The sequence below is a fragment of the Caballeronia sp. genome, from assembly GCF_049581465.1.
In the GTDB taxonomy this organism is placed as follows: domain Bacteria; phylum Pseudomonadota; class Gammaproteobacteria; order Burkholderiales; family Burkholderiaceae; genus Caballeronia.
This window is the reverse complement of sequence record NZ_JBAUSA010001016.1, coordinates 1-3,055: the sequence shown is the minus strand read 5'-3', so window position 1 is coordinate 3,055 and position 3,055 is coordinate 1. Positions and strand designations below refer to the sequence as shown.

The following is a 3,055-nucleotide window of genomic DNA, read 5'->3' as shown; positions in this document are numbered from 1 at the left end:
TGGCCTTTATTCTGAGGGACCTGTCCGAGCAAAGTATCAGCAAGACTTACCATCCGACCCATGGTCGATTCATCAATCGCGTACGGCTCGTCATTGCAATCATCATTGGCACGGTGATCGGACTGTTCGACATTTTCTGGAAGGACAGTGCCGTCTCCGCGTCGCCGCTCGCAATCGCGTTTATCGCCGGATATGCGGCAAACACTTTCTTCTCTTTACTCGACAAGAGCTCGATGTTAGGCAAGAGCGCCGGCAAGCACGCCTGAAAAGCGACCTTTCCTGATTTCCTTACTGCGACAGAACCCTCACCAGAAGCGTGCGGACGTAGGCGTCGCCGGCCTTGGTAATGCCTACCTGAACCGCCATCGTAGTTCCCGTCAGTGCGCAGACGTAGCAGAAGCGCGACCATCTTCAGCGCCCCCACATAAAACTTCGATCAACTTATCCCGAAAGACGTTCTTTTCGTTGGGATGCCGCTGCACGCATACGCGCAGGTCACGCTGAGACCAAGGCTCGATCAACTCGACGACGACAAGCCGTCCCTTGTCTGACGTTTCAATAGCCGAGCGCGGCACGACGCCAATTCCGGCCCCTGAGGAGACCAGACGTGCGATCGCGCGATAGCCTGAGACCTGCACACGGACGTCGAGGCGCCCACCTAGACCGCTGGCATGGTTCATCAGGAACGTGTGCAGCGCAGCGCCTGACTGCAGACTGATAAACGGCTGGCCCAGGCACTCAGCGAAACTCGCGGTACGGTTCTGGCCGAGCGGATGGTCTACCGGCGTGAGAAGGATCAGCCGATCCTTGCGATAAGGTAGAAATTCAAGGTCCGGATGCCCCGTCTCAAGCGCGACCACGCCAACATCGGCACGGCCGGCCGCGATGGCGCGAATGATGTCGTGGCTAAGACGCTCCTCGAGCGTTATCCGCACACTTGGATACAGCGCGAAGAACCGGGCAAGGTCGTCCGGCAGGTGAGAACTTATCGCATTGTTGTTGGCAAAAACAGTAACGTGGCCGGTCAGGCCCTGCGCGAAAAGGAAGCAGGTCCGCTCTGCGCTTTCGCATCGCCGGGCTATTTGGCAGCGCGCGGTACACCTGAGCACCCCGACGCCGAAAGTCTTGGGCGGAATGCCGATAGATTCGATTCTGGAACTTCATTGTTGCGTAGGTTGTCGTGGATCGCGTGAGAGAGTGGTGGCATTGGTCGTATGGCGACCGATATTGGGCCGTAATCGAGAGTCAGCCGAATGCCCTCTACGGGCCAGTCGATGAAGAGACGTTGAGACTCGGTCACGAATTTCCGTGATTCTATGTGTCCCGTTTCCGCCTTGCCATTGCGTGACGACAAATTCGGTCGCAGAGATCCCGAACGAGGCGACGGCCCCGACCACTGACTTTCTCGGGCAAAGATTTCATCTCAAGACACCATACCCAACGGTGCCGGGGAGGTAAGCGTGACACCTCCTCTGGAACGGTGCAGTCGATTCTCCACGATCTAACCGGCGGTGTCGAACGTCCACAATAGGCCAGGCTTAGTCCGACGACGAGGTTCCATAGACCCGCAAAAGACGTTTGAAACCCTCAAGAGCGGTTGCTCGGATGCTTCGAAGTCCAGATTATTCTAAAAGTCGTGACGGATCGTTCCGTGAAGGAAAGATAGAAAGTCCCCCAATTCTGCCTCCAAGCACAACCGCGTACTCGAAGGCTTAGCCGACGTTCGAACGTCCGGATACCTCACAGGACAAGTGAGCGTTTTGCTGGAATGTCGTAAATCGCCTTCCACGGTCGGGCTCGCTCGAACGCTGCGCAAGCTGCCATAACGTCGAGGTCAGCATGCCGCCGACCAATGATCTGAAGGCCGACAGGAAGACCGTCGGCAAGACCGGCCGGAAGCGACGCCGCTGGATGCCCGGTCATGTTTGTCATATAGGTCATACACCAACCGATCTGTGGATCGACATCGACACCGTTGATTGTCGCCGGTCCGTTCGTCAGCCCGTCGCTTGTATTCTTCACCGGAAGGATCGCGGTCGTCGGAGAAACGATGAAATCGTATTCCATGAATTGTTTGGCGAATGCGTCATAGACTTGTGTGCGCGTCGCCTGGTCGCGCAGCATCTCGGCTAGCGACATAGCGCCCGCCACCTCGGTCCAGTAGACAAGCGGATCCGGTAGATCCTGCCTATGATCCTTGACGAGATCAACGCCCATCGCTTTCAAGCCTTCGAAGCAGTCAAACACCGCGACCGACATCTGACGACACCAGAGATCGCTCAATTCATGCTGACCATACGGAAGCTTCATGTCGATGAGGTCCACGTGCGCGCCTACCAGTTCAAATGCCCTGACGGCCTCCGATACGACTGCCGCCACCTTGGCATCGACGGGGAAGACGCCAAAATCGACGGTGAAACCGACGCGCTTGCCCTTCAATGATTGGCTCAGGGCCGAGTCGAAATTGATCGTACCCTCGACGCTGAACGGATCGAACGGATCTGGTCCGACCAGTGTATTCATGGCCAACGCAAGATCGGAAACGTTTCTCGCGATCGGACCGTTGAAGATGAAAGGCGCTGCACCGCCAAACGCATTCGGCCGCATCGGCAGCGGCACTCTGCCGAAAGACGGCTGGAAACCGGCTACGCCGCACCAGGCCGACGGAATGCGGATCGAACCGCCGCCATCGGACGCGCCAGCAATGGACACAAGACCGTCCGCGACGGCGGCGGCACTTCCGCCGGAGGAGCCGCCGCTGTTACGCGTGGTGTCAAAAGGGTTGCGGGTCGGCCCGAACAAAGGATTGTCCGTCACACCTCGAAAGCCCATGATTGGACTGTTGGTTTTCCCGAGATTCATCGCGTCGTCACGCTCGACGCGCTGCGGATATGCGCTCCAGAAGTCAGGAATGAAGTTACGTAACGCAGGTATGCCCCCTAAGGTTGAAGGCCAGCCTGGCCGGAAATCGAACAGATCTTTCATCAAGGTGGGAACGCCCGCCAGTGGCCCTACGTTTGCACCTTGCATAATCCGTCGTTCCAGGTCACGAGCA

General features: G+C 57.6%; 2 protein-coding genes and 1 pseudogene. 1 reads left to right on the top strand and 2 read right to left on the bottom strand.

What is annotated here, in order from left to right; all coding sequences use genetic code 11:
- Window positions 1-266: pseudogene (locus WCA53_RS24845) on the top strand (hypothetical protein); the annotation flags it as partial.
- A gap of 111 nt (window positions 267-377) precedes the next feature.
- Here the strand turns inward: WCA53_RS24845 and WCA53_RS24840 are convergent.
- Both WCA53_RS24840 and WCA53_RS24835 read right to left on the bottom strand, forming a co-directional pair.
- Complete coding sequence (locus WCA53_RS24840) at window positions 378-1,109, bottom strand: LysR substrate-binding domain-containing protein (RefSeq protein WP_423916669.1); 732 nt, start codon at window positions 1,107-1,109, stop codon at window positions 378-380.
- A 631-nt stretch (window positions 1,110-1,740) separates the two neighbouring features.
- Window positions 1,741-3,055, bottom strand: a 1,315-nt coding sequence (locus WCA53_RS24835; protein ID WP_423916667.1) for an amidase, incomplete at its 5' end; no start/stop codon positions are given.